Origin of the sequence: Aminobacter sp. J41 (genome assembly GCF_000526635.1) — a bacterium.
Lineage (GTDB): Bacteria > Pseudomonadota > Alphaproteobacteria > Rhizobiales > Rhizobiaceae > Aerobium.
Genome location: NZ_JAGL01000022.1, coordinates 1 through 17,353, shown reverse-complemented (window position 1 = coordinate 17,353; position 17,353 = coordinate 1). Strand labels below are relative to the sequence as shown.

Here is a 17,353-nt window from a genome sequence, read left to right as displayed (position 1 = left end):
ACGATCCTTATTCGGCGGCAAGGCTTGAGGCGAGGAAGCCGCCCGACTGGCGCTTCCACAGCTGGGCGTAGAGCCCGTCTCGCTGGATCAATGCCTCGTGGGTGCCCTCTTCGACAATATGTCCCTCATCGATGACGACCAGCCGGTCGAGCGCGGCGATGGTGGAGAGCCGGTGGGCGACAGCGATCACGGTCTTCCCCTCCATCAGATGATAGAGGTTCTCCTGGATCGCCGCCTCGATCTCGGAATCGAGCGCTGACGTAGCCTCATCGAGGATCAGGATCGGCGCGTTCTTCAACATCATGCGGGCAATGGCGATGCGCTGCCGCTGTCCGCCCGACAGCTTGACGCCACGCTCCCCCACATGGGCGTCGTAGCCGGTGCGGCCCTTCGGATCGCTGACGCCGACGATAAAGTGATGCGCGGCGGCCCTTTTCGCCGCTTCGATGACCTCCTCGTCCGTTGCACCCGGCTTGCCGTAGGCGATGTTGTCGCGGATCGAGCGATGCATCAGCATCGGATCCTGCGCCACCACGCCGAATTGCGCCCTGAGCGACACCTGCGTGACATCGCGGATGTCGATGCCGTCGAGCAGGATGCGCCCGCCTTCGACATCGAACAGCCGCAGCGCAAGATTGACCAGCGTCGTCTTGCCGGCACCTGACGGCCCCACCAGCGCCACGCGCTCGCCGGGCCGGATATGCAGGTTGAGGTTCTCGATGACGCCGCCGCCCTTGCCGTAGTGGAACGAGACGTTCTCGAAGATCAGCTCGCCCTTCGAGCGCGGCATCTCGATCGCAGTGGGCTTGTCGGTGATCGTCGGCTTGACGGAGATAGTGCCGGTGGCATCTTGCACCGTGGCAAAAGACCTGATCAAGCCATTGAGATTGAACATCATATGGCCCGACATTTGGTTGAGCCGGAACACCAGCCCCATCGCCGCGGCTATCTCGCCGGTGGTCGCGCTACCGCCCATCCAGCCGCGCAGGGCGAACAGGAAGACAGCGGCCATCATGATGCCGTTGAGGATCGCAACGGCAGAGCGCACACGAGTGATCGCCCGCGTCAGATCGCGGACTGCGCCGAGGTAGCCTTCCATGCTGTCGCGAACGAAATCGTTCTCACGCCTTCCGCTGTCGAACAGTTTTACCGCCATGATGTTGGTGAAGGCGTCGACCAGGCGCCCGTTCATGATCGACCGCTCGTCGGCGCTGCGGCGGCCCGCGGCGCGCAGCGGCGGCAGCAGCTTCCATGCGGTGAAGCCGTAGGCAACCGCCCACACGAGCAGCACCAGCCCCAGCAGCGGATCGAGCAGCATCAGGATCGTCGTCGTCAGGACGACGAAGGACAGGAAGCTCCACAGCGACTGCAGCGACGAGACGATGAAGTCGCCCGTCGCTTCGCCACCTTGTAGAATCTTCGTCGCAATTCTTCCGGCGAAGTCATTCTGATAAAAGGAGTATGGCTGCTCGATCACACGCCGGAACGACTGCCAGCGCACCAGCTGGTAGAAGGACGGGACAATGATCTGCTGCTCGACCACGGTGTTGGCGATCATCACCAACGCACGCACGATCAGCACCAGCAGCAGGAAGCCTGCCAGCGGCAGCCAGTGGTCTGCGAGCAGCTGGGCAGGCGACGAATGCTCGAGCAGGTCGATGATCCAGCCGATCGCCCAGTACATTGACGCCTCGACGGCGCCGTTCAGGCCGCCGACGATCAGCAGCAGGATGAACGGCCCCTTCGCCTGGCGGGCGAAGGACAGGATGAACTGCCACGCATCGCGCGGCAGCACATCCCGCTCAGTATCCACGAAGGGCTCGATGATGCCCTCCGCCCGGCGCCATATGCGCTCGGCGAAGCCGTCGTCCTTGCGATCGTCGGTCTGGGGCTGACTCACTCGGCAGCGATCTCCTTCTGCTCGGTCTCTTCAGGCGCCTCTTCATGCAGCAGGAAGCCGCCGGACTGTCTCTGCCATAACTGGGCATAGAGACCGCCCTTGGCAATGAGCTGATCGTGGGTCCCCTCCTCGATCACCTCGCCCTTGTCCAGGATGATCAGGCGGTCCATCGCCGCGATGGTCGACAGCCGGTGCGCGATCGCAATCACCGTTTTGCCCTCCATCAGGCGATAGAGATTCTGCTGGATCGCCTCCTCGACCTCGGAGTCGAGCGCCGAGGTGGCCTCGTCGAGGATCAGGATCGGTGCGTCCTTCAGCATGACCCGGGCAATGGCGATGCGCTGCCGCTGGCCGCCCGAGAGCTTCACGCCGCGCTCGCCGACATGCGCGTCGAGACCTTTGCGGTTGTTCGGGTCAGACAGGCCGGCAATGAAGTCGATCGCCTCCGCCTTGCGGGCGGCCTCCAGCACCATCTCGTCGGTGGCATCGGGCCGGCCGTAGCGGATGTTGTCGCGCACCGATCGGTGCAGCAGCGAGGTGTCCTGCGTCACCACACCGATATGCGCACGCAGAGAGTCCTGCGTCACCTCCGTGATGTCCTGGCCGTCGAGCGTCACCCGGCCGCCCTCGATGTCGTAGAAGCGCAGCAGGATGTTGACCAGCGTCGACTTCCCGGCGCCGGAGCGCCCGACGATGCCGACCTTCTCGCCGGGCTTGATGGTGAGCGACAGGCCGTTGAGCACGCTTTTCTTCTTGCCGTATTGGAAGCGGACGTCGTCGAACACGATCTCGCCTCGCGTGACGACAAGCTCCTTCGCGTTAGGCTTGTCATCGACCAGGCGCGGCAGAGAAATCGACCGGATGCCGTCCTGGACCGTGCCTACATTCTCGAACAGGGCCGAGACCTCCCACATGATCCATTGCGACATGCCCCACAGGCGCAGCACGAGGCTGATGGCGATCGCGACGCCACCCACCGACACCACCCCCGCCAGCCACAACTGGATCGAGATCGCCCCGACGACGAACAGCAGGATCGAGTTTGACAGGATCAGCAGGGTGTAGAGGTTGGTCACCAGCCGCATCATCTGATGCACGGTGACGAGGAAGTCTTCCATGCCCTCGCGGGCATAGGAGGCCTCGCGCTTCGCGTGGCTAAACAGCTTAACCGTCTGGATGTTGGCGTAGCTGTCGACCACGCGCCCGGTCATCATCGACCGTGCATCGGCCTGCTCCTGCGAGACCTTGCCAAGGCGCGGCACGTAGTAGCGCAGCAGCAGTACGTAGCACGCGAGCCAGAGGCAGAGCGGCGCAGCCAGCCGCCAGTCTGCGGAGGCCACCAGCCACAGCATGCCGAGGAAGTAGACCAGCACGTAGTTGAGGACGTCGATCAGCTTGACCACGCATTCGCGCACCGCGAGTGCCGTCTGCATCAGCTTGGTCGAGATGCGCCCGGCGAACTCGTCCTGGTAGTACGTCATCGACTGCTTGAGCAGGTAACGGTGCACCTGCCAGCGGATGCGCATTGGAAAATTGCCGAACAGCGCCTGGTGCTCGGTCAGCGAGTTGAACAGGGTGAGGCCCGGAAGCACCACCAGCACGATGAACGCCATGCCGGCGAGCTTCCAGCCCTCGTTCTGCAAGAATGTTTCCCGGCTCTGCACCGACAGCCAGTCGACGATGTTGCCGAGGAAGCCGAAAAGCCACACCTCGGCAAGCGCGATCGCCGCCGTCATGATCGCCGAGACGATGATGATCGGCCACGCCCCTTTCGTGTAGTGCAGGCAGAAGGCGACCAGCGTGCGCGGCGGCTCCACCGGTTCTTCCGGCGGGAATGGATTGAGCAGGTTTTCGAACCAGCGATACATCGAAAAATCTCGTCTACTTGTGCCCGCTGCGAGGGCCGACATGCGTGCTGCGTGGCGCGCCTTTCGGATCCGCAGAAGGTTTTTCTGTCTTCGCCCGCTTCGCGATCTCTTGCGCCGTCGTCAATGCCGGAGCAGGAAGATGAGCATTGCGGCCTCTGGAGCCAAGGACGTTGCGGAAGGCTGGTGACAGACTGGTGTCAGCAGCATTGTCCGCAACGGGAGCGGGCGGAATTGCGGCGGAAAGGGCGGACGGCGCATTGAGCCCGTGCTTCTTGATACCGGATGGCATGGTCAGATTCCTTGATCGAACGGGATGAAACGTCCGGCGGAATCGCGACCGTGCCTGTGCTCAGAAGCTGGGGAGAGGTCGAACCGATACCGCCGTCAGGCGATGCGCGCGCTGCGCAGGCGCCCAGCGATGACGAAGCTGAAACCGTAGTCCATCCCCGCCTCCATGCGGTTCGAGTTCAGAAGGCGCCTCATATACACCCATTTTGACCAGATGGCCATGCCGGATGACGTAACGTCCGCTCGTCACTGCCGCAATGACTGGATTTACAAGGTTTTGGCAGCCAGGACTTGCGGCAAAGCTTTGCCGCTGCCATTCGGACAGCCTGTTTTGGACCAGAATGTTCAGATGACCACACCGCCGCTTCGCATCGCGCTCTACCAGCCCGACATTCCCGGCAACACCGGCACGATCCTGCGCATGGCCGCATGCCTTGGCCTTGCCGTCGACATCATCGAGCCGGCCGGCTTCGACATGTCGGACCGGGCATTGAAGCGCGCCGGCATGGACTATCTGGAAATGGCGGCGCTGACGCGGCACGTCTCGTGGGACGCGTTTCGGGAGTGGCAGATGGCTGAAGGCCGCCGGCTGCTGCTGTTCACGACGAAGTCCAGCACGCCCTACACGAGCTTTGCCTTCCGCGAGGGTGACATCCTTCTGTTCGGCCGCGAGTCGGCTGGCGTGCCGGACATCGTGCATCAGGTCGTCGACGCCCAACTCAACATCACCATGCGGCCTGGCGCGCGCAGCCTGAACCTCGCCATCTGCACCGCGATGGCGGCCGGCGAAGCGCTGCGCCAGGTCAGTCCGCAGTGGGCAATCGGCGGATCGTGAACTGGATGACGTCGTCGGGACGCTCGCACCAGCTCTCGATCTCGGTCCAGTAGGCCTGTTTCGGCCAGCGGTTGAACCACTCGCGCGCCTTTTCGCGTGCCGCCAGTCGCGGAAGAGTGAAGGTCTCGCGGACGAAGCCGTCCTTGGGCCGTCGGCCTGTCTCGCCGCGGCCTCGTTCAAGGCTGCGTCTGAGGCCGTCAAGTGGAGGTCTTGGAGGTACTCTCACTGGTATCTCCCGAAATTACCTTGACCCTTTCCGACAACAGATTAGGGATCGGGCTTGAGTTTTGCGAGTCAAATTCGCCAACCGGCATGACCGGCAATGGCGCAGGAGAGCGTTGATGCAGCGTCCAGAGTTGCCGCCAGGGCTGCCCGAGGGGATCGAGGAAAAGAAGGCAATCGCCAAGGCGTGGTTCGAGGAGTTGCGTGACCGCATTTGCGATTGCTTCGAGAAGATCGAGGACGACCTGACAGGCCCGCTTTCGAGCTGGGCGCCTGGCCGTTTCGAGCGCACCCCTTGGGAGCGCGATGGCGGCAAGGGCGGCGGCGGCGTCATGTCGATGATGTACGGCCGCGTCTTCGAAAAAGTTGGCGTCCACTGCTCGACTGTCTGGGGTGAGTTCTCGCCAGAGTTCCGCAAGCAGATCCCCGGTGCCGAGGAAGACCCGCGTTTCTGGGCTTCGGGCATCTCGCTGATCGCCCATCCGCAGAATCCGAACGTGCCTGCGGTGCACATGAACACGCGCATGGTGGTGACCACACGTCAGTGGTTCGGCGGCGGCGCGGACCTGACGCCGGTGCTCGACCGCCGGCGTACGCAGGAGGATCCGGACACCGTTGCCTTCCACAAGGCGATGAAGTTCGTCTGCGACAAGCACCCGAACGTCGCCGACTACCCGCGCTTCAAGCAGTGGTGCGACGAGTACTTCTTCCTGCCGCACCGCAACGAGCCCCGCGGCATTGGCGGCATCTTTTATGACTGGCTGAAGACGCCCGAGGAAAAGGGCGGCTGGGAAGCCGATTTCCGCTTCACGCAGGACGTCGGCCGCACCTTCCAGATCGTCTACAACCACCTCGTCCGCAAGAACTTCAACGAGAACTGGACTGAGGCCGACCGCGAGGAGCAGCTGGTCCGCCGCGGCCGCTATGTAGAGTTCAACCTGCTCTACGACCGCGGCACGATTTTCGGGCTGAAAACCGGCGGCAATGTCAACTCGATCCTGTCGAGCCTCCCGCCAGAGGTGAAGTGGCCGTAACGGCACCAACATCAAAGTTTCCGGGTGATGCCGGCAAGCAACACCATCTGCTATGCTGCGGAAACCAAACAAAAATATGCTGAAGAATAGGCCCGGCGACGGGCCTTTTTCTTTTGCCGGCGCTTTGCGTGCCATTCACGCCGCGTGACAAACTGAAACATCAGGAATAGAGCGTTTTTCGGGCTTGGGAAGACGGCCGATTGAGGGCGGCCGTTCCTTCGCGTCCATGCCCTCAGTCGGTGCCCGATCACGTTTTGGTTTGGTAACCGGATGGTAAAGAATTGAGCATCAGGATCGCGATCATGCCGTCCCTACCCTCACTCTTTTTCAGCACCGCCCTTCTTCTGACCGCAACGCTTCCTACGTTCGCGGCAAACGATCTCGTCACGGAGACGAAGAAGGTGTCGGCCCCGGCTGAATCCGTTACTCGCGAAGCTACCTTCGCTTACAAGCTCATCAAGCCGCAGAACGCGAGCGGCCGCGTCATGATCCTCATGCACGGCTCGGGCGGCGACGAGTCGACCTTGGTCGACCTCGCCTCGCGCATCGCGCCGGATGCCACGCTGATCGGCGTGCGGGGCCGCGTCGTGCAGAACGGCGTGAAGCGTTGGTACAAGCGGTTGACCCCGACCGAGTTCGACCAGCAGGACGTGCGCGCGGAAGCCACGGCCTTCGTCGAGTTCATGCGCAGCAAGGCGCAGGAGCTGAAGCTGGACCTGTCATCGGCAACCTTCCTCGGCTACTCCAACGGCGCCAACCTGATCGCGGCGATGACGCAGCTCTATCCTGGCATCGTCACGAAGGCCGTGCTGCTGCGGCCGATGCCGGTGCTGGCTGATGCCCCGAAGGTCGACCTCAGCAACTCGAAGTTCCTGACCATCGCCGGCGAGAACGACAAGCTCTACTACCCCTTCGCGGATCGCTTGCAAAAGATGCTCGCATCCTGCGGGGCGAAGGTGGATGCAAGGGTGATCGGCACCGGGCACAACCTTGGCGATGAGGACGTTCGCATCGTTGCGGAATGGCTCGGGGCGACTCCCGTGCGCGAGGCGCCGCGTCCCCTGCCCTGACGATCACAAAGCTTCTTCCAGCCTACTCATCGGTGCCCAAGGCGCTATATTAAGCGGACCGGAGCCGATGCCCGGATGGCGACCTTCGCCATCCAGTCCTTCTGTATCGGCACAACACAGGGAGAAGACCAATGAAGGAATTTCATTGCGGTTCGCTCGTCCCCGGTTGCGAATGGCACACCAGGCATGAAGAAGAAGCGGAAGTGATGCGCCGGGCAGTCGAGCACATGCGCGAAACCCACGGCGAAACCGTGATCCGCGAAACCATGATCGAGGCGATCCGCTCGCGGATCGTGCCGGAAAACACGGTAGCCTAGGACGCGGCGATCAATTCTGCGGCGCGCGCAAGCAGCGCGTCGCGTTCCATGCGAAAGCCGCTGTCCATCCACTCCTTTTCGAGCGCCTTCAGGCTCTCACCCATCGCCTTCCCCGGCGCTGCACCCAGTTTTAGCAGGTCGCCGCCGTTGATCGGGAATGCGGGCTTCGTCCACCCGTCCAGGAATTTCAGCTGCCTGGAATAGCCGCCGGCCTCGACCAGCGCGGCATCTTCCTGCTGAGCACGTGCCCGCGCTGCAGCGAGCGCCAGCTTGAGGCGATAAGCGGTGCCGCAAACGTCCCCTAGGTAGAGCTGCTTGGACAAGGCCAGTTCGCTGGTCGTGTGGCTGGCCGATCCGGCTGCGGCCCAGCTGGTCAGTTTGGCAGCTTCTGCCTTCGACATCCGCAGCCGCTCCGCCATCGCCTCCAGCTTCTCCTGGACAGGCGGAAGAAGCGAGGCCAGCCGCAGCATCGGGTCAACCTGCCAGCCGAGGTCTTTTTCTGTCGCGATGAGCCCGTGGATCGCGTCGATCCCCCATTTCTCGCTCTCGGGCAGAATCTGCGTCAGCACGCCGGCTTGGCGCATCCATAGCAGCGCTCGTGACGGGTCTGGCGCCGACAGAAGCTTCTTGAGTTCCGACCAGATCCGCTCGGCCGAGAGCCGCGCCAGACCGTCCTTCAAACGCGCCGAGGCACGCAAACCGTCCGCATCCGGGCGCCCCTTGCCGTACCAGGCAAAGAACCGGAAGAAGCGCAAGATACGCAGGTAATCCTCGCGAATGCGCGCGTCGGCATCGCCGATGAAGCGCAGTGTACGGGTCTCGAGATCAGGCAGTCCGCCGACCAGATCGACCACCTCGCCGTTGGCTCGCGCATAGAGCGCGTTGATCGTGAAGTCGCGGCGCTCGGCATCGCGCTTCCAGTCCTTGCCGAAGGCTACCCGGGCATGTCGGCCGTCGGTCTCGACATCGGCGCGCAGCGTCGTCACCTCATAGCCGCGCCCGTCGGCGATCACGGTGATGGTGCCGTGCTCCTTGCCGGTCGGCACGGTACGAAAGCCGGCGTCCTGCGCCCGCTGCTCAGTCTCATCTGGCGTGGTGGTCGTTGCGATGTCGATGTCGGACACCGGCTCGCCAAGCAGCGTGTTGCGCACCGCGCCGCCAGCAATGCGCGCCTCCTCGCCGTCCGCTGACAGCGCCGCAAGCAGCCGCTGCAAATTGGCGTCGGCCAGCCACTCGGCCCGGGCCGCAATCGAAACTCCGCTCACGCATAAAGCCTTTCGTAAACCACCCGGATGATGCCGGCGGTAACACCCCAGATGTTCCGCTCGCCAAAGGGCATCCGGTAGAAGAACCGCTCCCGGTTGTTCCAGATGCGGCTGCCGCGAACGTGATTTGCCGGGTCCATCAGGAAGGACAGCGGCACCTCAAAGGCATCCGCCACCTCGTCCTCGTTGATGGTCAGCATGAAGTCGGGCTTCACTACCGACAGCACCGGCACGATGCGGAAGCCAGAGCCGGTGACATAGTCCGGCAGCCGCCCCACCACTTCGATGAAGTCCGAGTTGAGGCCGATTTCTTCTTCGGTCTCCCGCAGCGCCGCGTATTCCGGCGTTGGATCAGTCGGGTCGAGCCGCCCGCCTGGGAATGCGATCTCGCCTGAGTGCGAGCGCAGCTTCGCCGCGCGCTGGGTCAGGATCACGCTCGCTTCGCCCGCGCGGTCGACGACCGGAACGAGCACCGCCGCATCGCGCAGCTGGTCGTGCACGAACAGCGACGCGAGATCGGGGTTCAGCCGGTGATCGCCGTAAACGTTCTGCTCGCGCGGCAGCTGATGAACGGCGGCGCGGCGGCGAAAATCCGCTGCAGTGAAGCGTGGGAGGGTATCGATCGTCATGAGCCGGCGCTAAGTGCCTCCAGCTTCTCCATCGACATCATCGGAAACACCGCACCTTTGGAGCGCACCGCGAACATTGCCATGCCGTCGATTTCGACCTCTTCGCCGTAGGTGACGAGCTCGTACATCACCGCGCGCGAAACCAGTGCCTCGAGCCGCCCGCGAACCAGAAGATACGGTTTCATGCCGCCGGTCTCGTCCTCGTCGACGAAGCGGATCGGATTGTCCGGTCCTGCCTCGACCACGTCGCCGACATTGGTGCGGAAGGTGAGCACTTGGTCAGGCCCGAGATTGCTGAGGTTCACCTCGACGGCAATGAAATGCGCGTCCTCGACGCGGATGCCGACCTTTTCGACCGGCGTGACGAGATAGGTCTTGCCGTCTTCGTCCTTGCGCAACACCGAGGAGAACAACTGCATCAGCGCCGGGCGGCCAATGGGCGTTCCCATGTAGAACCAGGTGCCATCGCGCCTGATCTCCATGTCGATGTCGCCGCAAAATTCGGGGTTCCAGCGATCGACGGGCGGCAGCCCCTTGCCAGCGCGGGCCGCGCGTGAAATGAGCGCCTCCAGCCCCGCCGCATCCGCAGCCTTGCCCAGTCCGCCGTGTTCATTATCTGTGCGCATCGCCATCGTCACGAAATAGTCACTGTTGTTGCGCTTGTCAGCCTAATTGCGTGTTTTAAGTTGAACCTGCCTGGATCGCCAGCGCGCGGCCATGTCGAAACTGACGAGGAACTGTTTCCATGAACGCTACCCCCCAGCCGGAAACTGCGCCTACCGAGAAGGATCTGGTTGCTCAGGCCGAGGCAGCGCTGGCCGACATCTCGCGGGTTCGCGAGGCGGTCGGACAGGTGATCTTTGGCCAGCACGACGTGATCGAGCGCACGCTGGTGGCGATTCTTGCCGGCGGCCATGCGCTGCTCGTCGGCGTGCCGGGCCTCGCCAAGACCAAGCTCGTTGAAACCCTCGGCATCGTCCTCGGCCTCGACGGCCGCCGCATCCAGTTCACGCCTGACCTGATGCCGTCGGACATCCTCGGCTCCGAAGTGATGGAGCAGGATGCGTCGGGCCGCCGCTCGTTCCGCTTCATCAAGGGGCCGATCTTCGCCCAGCTGCTGATGGCCGACGAGATCAACCGTGCCTCGCCCCGCACGCAGTCGGCGCTGCTGCAGTCGATGCAGGAATATCACGTGACCGTGGCCGGCGAGCGGCACGACCTGCCCTCCCCCTTCCACGTGCTGGCAACCCAGAACCCGCTCGAACAGGAAGGCACTTATCCTCTCCCCGAGGCGCAGCTCGACCGCTTCCTGATGCAGGTCGACATCCTCTATCCGGACATCGACGCCGAGCGCCGTATCCTGCTGGAGACCACCGGTGTCGCCGATGCGCGCGCCGTCAACGTTCTCAACGCCGAACGCCTCAAGGAAATCCAGTCGCTCATCCGCCGCATGCCGGTGCCGGACAGCGTGGTCGAGGCGATTCTCAGGCTGGTTCGCTCCGCGCGTCCGGGCCAGGGCAATCCCGAAACCGACCGCCGCGTCGCCTGGGGTCCCGGCCCGCGCGCGAGCCAGGCGCTGACGCTCTGCGCCCGTGCCCGTGCGCTCTATGACGGGCGGCTTGCGCCGTCGATCGATGACGTGAAGGCTCTGGCCGAACCCGTGCTCCAGCATCGCATGGCGCTGACTTTCGCGGCGCGTGCCGAAGGCATCAGCGTCCGCAACGTGATCGCGCAACTGGTGAAAGCGGCAGGGTAATGGCACGGATCGGCGAGGCGTCTGCACCGGTCGCGACCCGCGACGCGCTCGCCCGCGCCCGACAGCGTGCATCGCTCATCCCAGACCTTCTGGTCGAGGCGCAGCGCGTCACCAACACTGTCATCTCCGGCTGGCACGGCCGCCGCCGCCGGGGCATCGGCGAGAATTTCTGGCAGTTCCGTCCCTATGTCGACGGCGAGTCGATGTCGCGCATCGACTGGCGCCGCTCCGCCCGTGACGACCATGTCTATGTCCGCGACAAGGAGTGGGAGGCCGCGCACACCATCTGGCTGTGGGCGGACCCGTCGCCGTCGATGCTCTACAAGTCACGCGGTGCAACCGTTTCCAAGGAAGCGCGCGCGCTGGTGCTGATCTTCGCCCTTGCCGAGCTTCTGTCCCGCAGCGGCGAGCGCATCGGCTGGCCGGGGCTCACCGACCCGATCAGCTCGCGCAACGGCGCCGAGCGGCTTGCCGCGCGCCTCATCCACGCGCCCGAGCTTCCATCCCGCCCGGAGCTTTCGCAGCTGCGCCGGTTCAGCGACATCATCATCGCCAGCGACTTCCTCGATCCGGTCGAAGAAACACAGGAATGGCTTGATGCGCTGGCGCGCCGCGGCGTGCGCGCCCACCTAATCGAAATTTCCGATCCGGCCGAAGAAACCTTCCCCTATTCCGGGCGCACCGAGTTCCGCGATCCCGAGAGCGGCGAGAAGCTGACCGCCGGCCGTGCCGAGACCATCGCCGAGGACTACCGCCGCGTCTACACTGCGCGGCGCGAGGAGCTGTCCTCCTGGTGCCGCAAGCTCGGCTGGAGCTACACGGTCAACCACACTGACCGGCTAGCGTCGGAAGCACTGGTCAGCGTGCACATGGCCCTTACCACAGACGTCGGTTACGGAGGCACCTGATGGGCTTCCTGCCGCTTTCCTTCGGCGCACCGGCCATCCTGCTGGGTCTCCTCGCCCTTCCGGCGATCTGGTGGCTGCTGCGGCTGACTCCGCCGCGCCCGCAGGAAGAAATCTTTCCCCCGCTGCGCATTCTCGCACGCGTGCTTCGCAAGGAAGAAACGCCACACCAGAGCCCGTGGTGGCTGACTCTCCTGCGCCTGCTGATGGCCGCGCTGGTCATCTTCGCGCTGGCGCAGCCGGTTCTCAATCCGCGCGAGGCGACTGCTGTGGGCGGCAACTCGCTGGCGCTCGTCATCGACAACGGCTGGGCCAGCGCTCCGGACTGGGATGTCCGCGTCGCGACCGCAGAGCGGCTGATCGATGACGCGGCAGGGCAGCCGATCCTCCTCGCTCTCACCGCCGAGCAGCCCAACGCCGAGATCGGCCCGTTCGACGTGGCGACCGCACGCGAGCGCCTTGCCGCCGCCGAGCCGCGCCCGGTCCCGGTCGACCGGCAGGCGGTCTTTGGCCGCGTCGCCGACGCGCTTGGCACGCTGCCCGGCGCGACGGTCGCCGTTCTAACCGATGGCCTCGAAGCGCCGGGAGACGAGCAGGCATTTCAGACGCTCCTGTCCGAGAACGCTGGCAGCCTGATCTGGATCGGGCCGAACCGGCTCGACATGGTCGGCATCAGCGCCAACACCAACAGCGCCGAGAGCTTCACCTTCACAGCTATCCGCCCCTCGACCGACACGCTGCCGCGACAGGTCGTTGCCGGCGCGCTGGACGACCGGGGTCGCCGCATCGCCGAGACGACCGTTGCCTTCGCCGCGAACGAGACGACCGCTACTGGCGAGTTCCGGGTGCCGTTCGAGCTGCGCAACGATTTCGTCGCAATCACCGTCGACGGCCAGCCGCATGCAGCGGGCATCCGTCTGCTCGACGAGAACTCGCGTCGCCGTCGCGTTGGCCTGATCTCGCAGGCCGAGGCTGACCAAGCGCAGCCGCTGCTGTCGCCGCTCTATTACATCCGCCGCGCGCTGGAGCCGTTCGCCGATCTCGTCCAGCCGCAGAGCACTGATCTTGCCGAGGCCATCCCGCAGCTTCTCGAACAACGTCCGGCTATGATCGTCATGGCCGATGTCGGCACGCTGCCGGACAGCGCGCGGGCGCAGCTGATCGAGTGGCTGCAAGACGGCGGCACGCTTGTGCGCTTTGCGGGCTCGCGGCTTGCCGCCGCCGGCAACGACGAGGAACTGCTTCCCGTTCGCCTGCGTATCGGTGAGCGCGCGATGGGCGGTGCCTTGTCCTGGACCGAGCCGCAGCCGGTTGCAGAATTCCCGCAGGGCAGCCCGTTCGCCGACCTGCCGCCGCCGGAAGAGGTCACCGTCACCCGGCAGGTGCTGGCAGAGCCCACCTCCGACATCGTTGAGCGCACCTGGGCGAGCCTCGCCGACGGTACGCCCCTGGTCACCGGCGCCACGCGCGGCCAGGGCACGCTCGTCCTGTTCCACACGACACCGTCGGCAACGTGGTCGAACCTGCCGATCTCCGGCACCTTCGTCGAAATGCTGCGCCGGATCGTCCAGCTGTCGCGCAACCAGGGCCGCATCGACGCCAGCGCCGGCGGCGTCCCGGCATCGTTGCCGCCGTTCCGCATCGTGAGCGCCGACGGCGAGCTCGTGCCTCCGGGTCCTGATGCCCGGCCGCTTCAGCCAACTGCCAACGCTGCTGTCACCATCGAAAACCCGCCCGGCTTCTATGGCAGCGACGAAGGCGTCGTCGCGCACAACCTGCTCGGGAGCGACGCTACGTTCCTGCCGATCACCCGGCCGTCGGTAACAATCCCGGTTTCGGAAGCTTCCTATGCCTTCGACCAGTCGGTCGACCTGCGCGGTCCGCTGTTTGCAGCAGCCGTTCTCCTGATGCTCCTCGACACGCTCGCGGTGTTCTGGATCGGCGGCTACCTCGCACGCCGGCCGGTCAGGAAGGCCCCGGCCGCAACAGCAGCGTTCCTCGTACTCGGCCTCATCGCCGGCGTGCCATCGCCCTCCGAGGCACAGGACCAGATCGATGACGAGTCGGCGATCTCGGCCATCACCGACACCCGCATCGCCTATGTCATCACCGGCAACAGTTCGATCGATGCCGTCAGCCGCGCCGGTCTCACAGGCCTGTCGCAATACCTGATCGAGAAGACGGCGCTGGAACCCGGCGAGCCAGCCGGTGTCGACATTGAGACCGATGAACTTTCGTTCTATCCGCTGATCTACTGGCCGATCGACGACAGCGCGCCGCTGCCGTCGGAAGCAGCCCTTGCGCGCGTCGACGCCTACATGCGTGAAGGCGGCACGGTGCTGTTCGATACCCGCGACCAGTATTCGACCGGCATCGACTCCGCTTCCGCCAGCCCCGCAACCCAGCGCCTGCGCGACATCCTCGCATCCATGAACGTGCCGCCGCTCGAGCCGGTGCCGGCCGATCATGTGCTGACCAAGACCTTCTTCATCATGCCCGAGTTTCCGGGTCGCTTCTCCGGCAGCCCGCTTTGGGTCGAAGCCTCGCTCGACGCCTCCAATGCCGAGAACCGGCCCGTGCGCACCGGCGACGGCGTCACACCAATCATGATCACCGCCAACGATCTTGCCGGCGCGTGGGCAATCGATGACGCCGGCGCGCCGCTCTACCCGACCGTGCCGAACGATCCGATGCAACGGATCTATGCCTTCCGCGGCGGCGTCAACATCATGATGTACATGCTGACCGGCAACTACAAATCCGACCAGGTGCACGTCCCTGCCCTGCTCGAACGGCTGGGGCAGTAGCATGGAGAGTCGGACATGAACTGGTCGCTCTCCTTCGAGCCGCTACTGTCATGGATCTGGATCGCCGCCATCATGGTGCCGGTGGCGCTGCTGGTGTTCGCTTCACTGTTCCTGCGAATGCGCGGCTCGTTCCTGCGTGTTGCCGCGCTGGCCGCGCTCGGCATCGCCCTCGCGAATCCGGTGCTTCTCGATGAGGAGCGCGAGCCGCTGCAGAGCGTCGTTGCGCTGGTGGTCGACCGCAGCCAGAGCCAGGACATCGGCGACCGCATGGCAACGACCGACGCCGCGGTTGAGGAACTTCGCGCTCGGCTGTCGCGCTTCCCGCAGTTCGACGTGCGCGTGGTCGAGGCCGGTCGTGCGGACGCTGCTGACGACCGTACACAGACCCGCCTCTTCCACGAGATCGATTCCGCCTTCCGCGACGTGCCGCCCTCCCGCGTTGCCGGTGCGATCATGGTGACTGACGGCCAGGTGCACGACGTGCCTGCCGATCCCGGCAGCATCAGCGCACCGCTGCATGTGCTTGTGACCGGCGAGGAAGGCGAGTTCGACCGCCGCATCCGCTTCGAGCGCGCGCCGCGCTTCGGCATCGTCGGCAAACCTGTCGAGATGACTTATCGCGTCATCTCCAACGACGGCCAGACCGGCACGGTGCCGGTCGAGGTGCGGATCAACGGCAACTTCGTCGTCAACCGCGAGGCGCGCATCGGGCAGCCGATGACGATGAACATCGTCGTGCCGAACGCCGGCAAGAACATTGTCGAGCTGACGATCCCCACTGCGCCGGGCGAGCTGACGGGCACCAACAACCGCACCATCGCCGTGCTCGACGGCATCCGCGAGAACCTGCGCGTGCTGCTCGTTTCCGGCGAGCCGCATGCCGGCGAGCGCACCTGGCGCAACCTGCTGAAGTCCGACGCTTCGGTCGATCTCGTCCACTTCACCATTCTGCGCCCACCTGAAAAGCAGGACGGCACGCCGATCCATGAGCTGTCGTTGATCGCCTTCCCGACGCGCGAGCTGTTCGTTGAGCGGGTGAACGACTTCGACCTGATCATTTTCGACCGCTACCAGCACCGCGACGTGCTGCCGATCCTCTACTACGACTACATCGCCGAGTACGTGGAGAATGGCGGCGCGCTGCTGATTGCGGCGGGCCCTGAATATGCCGGCAACCAGTCGATCGCGCGCACGCCCCTGATCTCGGCGCTGCCGGCCCTGCCGACCGGCACGGTCATCGAGGAAGGGTTCTATCCGCGCCTGACCGAAGACGGCGAGCGTCATCCGGTGACGCGCGGTCTTGAGGGTTCGGCGTCGGAGCCGCCGCAGTGGAGCCGCTGGTTCCGGCTGATCGATATCCAGCAACCCGAGGGCCATGTCGTGCTGCAGGGCGCGGACCGGCCGCTGCTGGTGCTCGACCGCAAGGGTGACGGCCGCGTCGGCATGCTCCTGTCGGACCAGGGCTGGCTGTGGGCGCGCGGTTTTGAAGGCGGCGGGCCGCACGTCTCGCTCTACCGCCGCATCGCCCACTGGCTGATGAAGGAACCGGAACTCGAGGAAGAGCGCCTGACCGCCTCCGGCCGTGGCATGACGCTCGACATCATCCGCCAGACGATGAGCGATGATCCTGGCCCGGCATCGGTGCTGACGCCGTCCGGCCGGCGCATCGACGTGAACCTGGCATCATCGGAGCCCGGCCTGTTCACCGGATCGCTGGAAGTCGACGAAATCGGTCTCTACCAGATCGCCAACGGCGACCTGACGGCGCTTGCCCATGTCGGTCCCGTCAACGCGCCCGAGTTTCAGGACACGGTCTCGACGACCGAAGTGCTTCAGCCTGCCGCCGACGCATCCGGCGGCAGCGTGCGCCGGCTCGGCCAAACGCTCACCGGCAATGTCAGCGTTCCCGGGATCGTGCCGGTTCGTACCGGTGCGGTTGCGTCGGGCCGCGACTGGATCGGCCTTCGCACCACCAATGACAGCGTGCTGAAGTCGGTCAGCCGTGTGCCGCTGTTTGCGGGCTTCTTCGGCCTCGCAGCACTTCTGCTGGCGTTCGGCGCGATGTGGTACCGCGAAGGCAGGTAATAAGAAGATTAGCGACGAGGGAGTGAGGGCTGAATGGCTCTACTCCGCAGCTAGAGCATCTTTTATGAACACAGAGTCGGTTTGAGGATTCACGGGATCAGTTTAGTCTGATTCACTGCTCTTGGTGATTTGCCAGGAGGGTGGTGATGACGAGGAGCTTGAGCGGGGACCTTCGCGGTCGAGTTATTGCGGCGATTGAAGATGGGGTTTCGACGCGGGAGGCGGCACGACGCTTCCGTATCGGGATCTCAACGGCCGGGGCCTGGTATCGGCGCTATCGCGAGACAGGCGAAACGGAAGCGCGCAAGCAGGGCCAACCGTCACGATCGAAGCTCGATGCGCACGAGGCCTTCATTCTGGGCCTGATAGAGA

Annotated in this window: 15 protein-coding genes; 9 read left to right on the top strand and 6 right to left on the bottom strand. The window is 64.6% G+C overall.

Going from position 1 to position 17,353, the window contains the following annotated elements; genetic code table 11:
• Positions 1-7: 7 nt before the first annotated feature.
• On the bottom strand, positions 8-1,900 hold the full coding sequence (locus L630_RS0114605) for an ABC transporter ATP-binding protein (protein WP_024848987.1): 1,893 nt from the start codon (positions 1,898-1,900) through the stop codon (positions 8-10).
• Entirely contained in the window at positions 1,897-3,768 is a 1,872-nt protein-coding gene (locus L630_RS0114600) for an ABC transporter ATP-binding protein (RefSeq protein ID WP_024848986.1), read from the bottom strand. Before L630_RS0114600 ends, L630_RS0114605 begins: the two co-directional genes overlap by 4 nt.
• A 637-nt stretch (positions 3,769-4,405) precedes the next feature.
• Between L630_RS0114600 and L630_RS0114590 the strand changes: the two genes are divergently transcribed.
• Complete coding sequence (locus tag L630_RS0114590) at positions 4,406-4,891, top strand: tRNA (cytidine(34)-2'-O)-methyltransferase (RefSeq protein WP_024848985.1); 486 nt, start codon at positions 4,406-4,408, stop codon at positions 4,889-4,891.
• On the opposite strand, the gene L630_RS22510 is transcribed toward L630_RS0114590, so the two are convergent.
• A complete protein-coding gene (locus L630_RS22510) occupies positions 4,860-5,117 on the bottom strand; it encodes a hypothetical protein (protein WP_084466061.1) in 258 nt (85 codons plus the stop codon). The genes L630_RS0114590 and L630_RS22510 overlap by 32 nt on opposite strands.
• A 115-nt stretch (positions 5,118-5,232) precedes the next feature.
• On the opposite strand from L630_RS22510, the gene hemF reads away from it, so the two are divergent.
• From hemF to L630_RS0114575, 3 genes are all read left to right on the top strand, one after another.
• The gene (hemF, locus tag L630_RS0114585) at positions 5,233-6,147 is read left to right on the top strand and encodes an oxygen-dependent coproporphyrinogen oxidase (protein WP_024848984.1); all 915 of its coding nucleotides are present in this window, start codon (positions 5,233-5,235) and stop codon (positions 6,145-6,147) included.
• Positions 6,148-6,428: 281 nt separating this feature from the next.
• On the top strand, positions 6,429-7,217 hold the full coding sequence (locus L630_RS0114580; protein ID WP_024848983.1) for an alpha/beta hydrolase: 789 nt from the start codon (positions 6,429-6,431) through the stop codon (positions 7,215-7,217).
• Positions 7,218-7,348: 131 nt separating this feature from the next.
• Positions 7,349-7,534 (top strand): DUF1059 domain-containing protein, encoded by a 186-nt coding sequence (locus L630_RS0114575; protein ID WP_024848982.1) that lies wholly within the window; start codon positions 7,349-7,351, stop codon positions 7,532-7,534.
• Here L630_RS0114575 and L630_RS0114570 read toward each other — a convergent pair.
• From L630_RS0114570 to L630_RS0114560, 3 genes are read right to left on the bottom strand one after another with little or no spacing between them, the layout of a single operon-like run.
• Entirely contained in the window at positions 7,531-8,799 is a 1,269-nt protein-coding gene (locus L630_RS0114570) for a CCA tRNA nucleotidyltransferase (RefSeq protein ID WP_024848981.1), read from the bottom strand. The genes L630_RS0114575 and L630_RS0114570 overlap by 4 nt on opposite strands.
• Positions 8,796-9,428, bottom strand: a complete 633-nt coding sequence (locus L630_RS0114565; protein WP_024848980.1) for a CoA pyrophosphatase — start codon at positions 9,426-9,428, stop codon at positions 8,796-8,798. Before L630_RS0114565 ends, L630_RS0114570 begins: the two co-directional genes overlap by 4 nt.
• Positions 9,425-10,054 (bottom strand): DUF1285 domain-containing protein, encoded by a 630-nt coding sequence (locus L630_RS0114560; RefSeq protein ID WP_245263753.1) that lies wholly within the window; start codon positions 10,052-10,054, stop codon positions 9,425-9,427. The genes L630_RS0114565 and L630_RS0114560 overlap by 4 nt, the downstream gene beginning before the upstream one ends.
• A gap of 119 nt (positions 10,055-10,173) precedes the next feature.
• On the opposite strand from L630_RS0114560, the gene L630_RS0114555 reads away from it, so the two are divergent.
• From L630_RS0114555 to L630_RS0114535, 5 genes are all read left to right on the top strand, one after another.
• Entirely contained in the window at positions 10,174-11,184 is a 1,011-nt protein-coding gene (locus tag L630_RS0114555) for a MoxR family ATPase (RefSeq protein WP_024848978.1), read from the top strand.
• Positions 11,184-12,092 carry a DUF58 domain-containing protein gene (locus L630_RS0114550; RefSeq protein WP_024848977.1) on the top strand — a complete coding sequence of 303 codons (909 nt, stop codon included), beginning with the start codon at positions 11,184-11,186 and terminating at the stop codon, positions 12,090-12,092. The genes L630_RS0114555 and L630_RS0114550 overlap by 1 nt, the downstream gene beginning before the upstream one ends.
• Positions 12,092-14,896, top strand: a complete 2,805-nt coding sequence (locus L630_RS0114545) for a DUF4159 domain-containing protein (RefSeq protein ID WP_024848976.1) — start codon at positions 12,092-12,094, stop codon at positions 14,894-14,896. Before L630_RS0114550 ends, L630_RS0114545 begins: the two co-directional genes overlap by 1 nt.
• Before the next feature lie 15 nt (positions 14,897-14,911).
• The gene (locus L630_RS0114540; protein WP_024848975.1) at positions 14,912-16,981 is read left to right on the top strand and encodes a membrane protein; all 2,070 of its coding nucleotides are present in this window, start codon (positions 14,912-14,914) and stop codon (positions 16,979-16,981) included.
• Positions 16,982-17,127: 146 nt separating this feature from the next.
• On the top strand, positions 17,128-17,353 hold a 226-nt coding region (locus L630_RS0114535; protein ID WP_024848974.1), incomplete at its 3' end, for a helix-turn-helix domain-containing protein.